This is a genomic window from Mycobacterium sp. (genome assembly GCF_050701675.1).
Lineage (GTDB): Bacteria > Actinomycetota > Actinomycetes > Mycobacteriales > Mycobacteriaceae > Mycobacterium.
Window position 1 is genome coordinate 1 of the sequence record NZ_JBOGDD010001070.1, and the last position, 3338, is coordinate 3338.

General features: G+C 67.1%; 5 protein-coding genes and 1 pseudogene. 3 read left to right on the forward strand and 3 right to left on the reverse strand.

Annotation, left to right across the window (positions count from 1 at the left end; genetic code table 11):
- Positions 1-300 (forward strand): annotated as a pseudogene (locus tag ACRDUX_RS32800) (acyl-CoA synthetase); the annotation flags it as partial.
- Positions 301-334: 34 nt separating this feature from the next.
- On the opposite strand, the gene ACRDUX_RS32805 reads toward ACRDUX_RS32800, so the two are convergent.
- Complete coding sequence (locus ACRDUX_RS32805; protein WP_526420352.1) at positions 335-985, reverse strand: GAP family protein; 651 nt, start codon at positions 983-985, stop codon at positions 335-337.
- Positions 986-1204: 219 nt separating this feature from the next.
- On the opposite strand from ACRDUX_RS32805, the gene ACRDUX_RS32810 reads away from it, so the two are divergent.
- Both ACRDUX_RS32810 and ACRDUX_RS32815 read left to right on the forward strand, forming a co-directional pair.
- Positions 1205-2200: an isopenicillin N synthase family dioxygenase gene (locus tag ACRDUX_RS32810; RefSeq protein ID WP_526420360.1), complete on the forward strand. Its 996-nt coding sequence runs from the start codon at positions 1205-1207 to the stop codon at positions 2198-2200.
- 13 nt (positions 2201-2213) lie between these two features.
- Positions 2214-2699 carry a flavin reductase family protein gene (locus ACRDUX_RS32815; protein WP_526420354.1) on the forward strand — a complete coding sequence of 162 codons (486 nt, stop codon included), beginning with the start codon at positions 2214-2216 and terminating at the stop codon, positions 2697-2699.
- A gap of 9 nt (positions 2700-2708) precedes the next feature.
- On the opposite strand, the gene ACRDUX_RS32820 is transcribed toward ACRDUX_RS32815, so the two are convergent.
- Together ACRDUX_RS32820 and ACRDUX_RS32825 are read right to left on the reverse strand one after the other, a co-directional pair.
- Positions 2709-2870, reverse strand: coding sequence for a hypothetical protein (locus ACRDUX_RS32820; RefSeq protein ID WP_526420356.1), 162 nt, complete (start codon positions 2868-2870; stop codon positions 2709-2711).
- A 113-nt stretch (positions 2871-2983) separates the two neighbouring features.
- Positions 2984-3338 (reverse strand): 4Fe-4S dicluster domain-containing protein (locus tag ACRDUX_RS32825; protein ID WP_526420358.1); only part of this gene is annotated, 355 nt, incomplete at its 5' end.

Genomic DNA, 3338 nt, shown 5'->3' on the forward strand with positions numbered 1-3338 from the left:
GTCCAGGAGATCACGGGTGGGCGGGTGGCGGCGATCGCGGTACCGGTGAATGGCACCGAGAATCTGGTCACCATCATCGAACTCAAGAAGCGAGGTGATTCCAACGAGGAGGCAATGCGCTGGCTCGGCGGCGTCAAGAGCGACGTCACCTCCGCCATATCCAATGCGCATGGCTTGAACGTCGGGGACGTCGTGCTGGTACCGCCAGGGTCGATTCCGACCACGACGAGCGGCAAGATTCGACGGGCGGCCTGCGTCGAGCAGTACCGCCAGGATGAATTCATCCGGTTGGACGCCTAAGCCCGGGTTGGGTCGCGTCGCCGACGGGGCCGAGTCACAGGCCCACCGAACCGACCACGACCAGGACGGCGCCGATCCCGGCCAGCAGAACGGCGACGTGGCGGCGACGGCGCGACCGGAGCCAGCCGTGTAGCGCGTCCATCGCCGCCCGGGTCCGCTCCGGCACGACCAGGTAGACGACCAGGGGGATCTCCACCAGCGCGAAGGCCACCACGTTGAACGCCACCAGCGCAGCGACCTGGGTCATGGCTGCGGTGCCGGAAGCGAGGATGACCGCCAGCGCCGCCAGGTAGTCGATGGATGGCAGCGCGATGCCGAGGCCTGCCACCGCCGCCACCCACGGCGAGCTGCCGTTCGCCAGCCGCCGAGCCCAAGCGGACATTCGCCCGGGGTTCTCGGACCGCGGTAGCTGCAGGCCACTGGCCAAGAAGGCGGCGACCAGCAGGGCCAGCACGCCGATCACGATCTGCACCTTGGGCAAGGTGAAGTGCGCGGACCCCAGCAGCGCGGGCCGAACGGCGAAGAGCACCACCAGACCCACCGTCGTTCCCATGGTGAAGCCGCCACCCAGGAACGCCAGCAACTGCAGGATCGGCCGCGGCCGGTTCAGCATCAGGACCGTCATGCCGATGCGGAACGGTTCCAGGCTGACGGCGACGGCCATCACCAGAAGAGTGATCCACATGGTGGGTCGGTTGCCGGTTTCGCTCGACCGGCTAGGCGTCCAACCGGACGGTGACCGCCTCGTCGGCGGGCTGAAGGCCGGCACGTTCGCGCAGAATTGTGAGAAGAGTCGGCTGAGGCATGGGCGTCAGGTTACCGCCCGGTGTTCGGTCACGTGCCGTCCGCGACTTTGAGTTCACGTCGATCGAGAACGTGGCCGAGATGCCCGATCGCGTTGATGATGGAAGGCGTGTCCGTTCACACCGCGCTGCCCGTCGTCGATCTGCGCGACGAGCCCGCCGCGCTGCGGGAGCGCCTGCGATCGGTGGCGCACGAGGTGGGTTTCTTCCACCTCGCCGGACACGGGGTGCCCGACGATCTGACCGCGCGAGTGCTCGCGTCGGCGCGGGCGTTGTTCGCTCTGCCTCAGCCGGACAAGGACGCCGTCGCGATGGTGAACAGTCCGCACTTTCGCGGCTACACCCGCCTCGGCGGTGAGCTCACCGGCGGCGCCGTCGACTGGCGCGAGCAGATCGACATCGGACCCGAGCGCGTGCCCCTGCGCAACCCGGCAGAGCCGTATCTGCGGCTGCAGGGCCCCAACCAGTGGCCACCCGCGCTGCCCGACCTGCCAGGGATCATCGCCCAGTGGGATAACGCGCTCGCCGACGTCGGACGAAGGTTGCTGCGGCACTTCGCCGTATCGCTCGGCAGCCCCGAGGACGTCTTCGATGCGGCGTTCGCCGAGACACCCGCCACGTTGATCAAGATCGTCCGTTACCCGGCAGAGGCCGACAGCCCGCAGGGGGTCGGCGCCCACCGCGATGCGGGCGTGCTCACGCTGTTGCTCGCCGAACCGGGCAGCTGTGGGCTGGAGGTCCGCGGGTCGGATGGAGAGTGGATCGACGTCGACCCGCAGCCCGGCGCGCTGATCGTGAACATCGGTGAGATGCTCGAGATCGCCAGTGGCGGCTATCTGCGTGCCACCGAGCATCGGGTGGCGCTCTCAGCCAGGGAGCGCATCTCGGTGCCCTACTTCTTCAATCCGAGGCTGGACGCCCGGTTCCCGGTGCTGTCGCTGCCGGACGAGCTGGCCGCCCAGGCCCGCGGCATCACCGCGGACCCGTCCAACGAGAGGATCTTCGCGGTGTACGGCCGCAATGCTTGGAAGAGTCGATTGCGCGCGCATCCCGACGTGGCGATAGCGCACCACTACAGCCCAGGAAAACTCGTGTGAAGATGGAGTCTCTATGAGCAGCACAGATCTGAGTCCGGCTTCACTGCGTGAAGCGTTCGGCCACTTCCCGTCCGGCGTGATCGCGATAGCCGCCGAGGTCGACGGCACCCTGGTCGGCTTGGCAGCGAGCACGTTCGTACCCGTGTCGCTGGATCCGCCGCTGGTGTCGTTCTGCGTGCAGAATTCGTCGACGACGTGGCCCAAGCTCAAGGACCTGCCGCTTTTGGGGATCAGCGTGCTCGGCGAATCGCACGACGAGGCGGCGAAGACGCTCGCGGCCAAGACGGGTGACCGGTTCGCGGGTCTGGAGACCAAGTCGACCGAGGGCGGCGCGGTGTTCATCCACGGCACCAGCGTCTGGTTGGAGAGCGCCATCGAGCAGCTCGTCCCGGCGGGCGATCACACGATCGTCGTTCTGCGGGTGCACGACATCACGGTTCACGACGACGTCGCGCCGATCGTGTTCCACCGCAGCACGTTCCGTCGACTGGGTGCCTGAGGCCGCGTCTCAGGGGCGCTGGCCGAGTTCCTCGCGGTAGCCCTGAATCCGCTTGTCGAGCTCAGCGGCGTCGTCGCGCCTGCCCTCCTTGCGGGCCAGCTCGGCCCGTGCGGTCAGCTCGCGGATCGCGGTGCGAATGTCGTTGACGCTCTGTGTTTCTCCACTGCTCATGTGGCCGCCCTTCGTCATTGATGGGTGTGGTTGGCTGCCATCACGAGCCTACGCGCCAACGCGAACTGGCTGCGAGAAATTCTCGCAGCCAGTTCACGCACGTAGGAGCAGTGCTACCTCTTGAAGAGCTTGTTCCCCAGCCACACGACGGGGTCGTACTTGCGGTCCGCCACACGCTCCTTCATCGGGATCAGGGCGTTGTCGGTGATCTTGATGTGCTCGGGGCAGACCTCGGTGCAGCACTTGGTGATGTTGCACAGGCCGAGGCCGTTCTCGTCCTGGGCCATGTCGCGGCGGTCCAGGGTGTCGAGCGGATGCATCGACAGCTCGGCTTGGCGCATCAGGTACCGCGGGCCTGCGAAGGCCTCCTTGTTCTCCTCGTGATCGCGGACCACGTGGCAGGTGTTCTGGCACAGGAAGCACTCGATGCACTTGCGGAACTCCTGGCTGCGGTTCACGTCCTCCTGC

Bases quoted from the DNA above. Each gene is read 5' to 3' on its own strand.
- ACRDUX_RS32805 (WP_526420352.1), bottom strand. From the start codon at position 985: ATGTGGATCACTCTTCTGGTGATGGCCGTCGCCGTCAGCCTGGAACCG.
- ACRDUX_RS32820 (WP_526420356.1), bottom strand. From the start codon at position 2,870: ATGAGCAGTGGAGAAACACAGAGCGTCAACGACATTCGCACCGCGATC.
- ACRDUX_RS32815 (WP_526420354.1), top strand. From the start codon at position 2,214: ATGAGCAGCACAGATCTGAGTCCGGCTTCACTGCGTGAAGCGTTCGGC.
- ACRDUX_RS32810 (WP_526420360.1), top strand. From the start codon at position 1,205: ATGGAAGGCGTGTCCGTTCACACCGCGCTGCCCGTCGTCGATCTGCGC.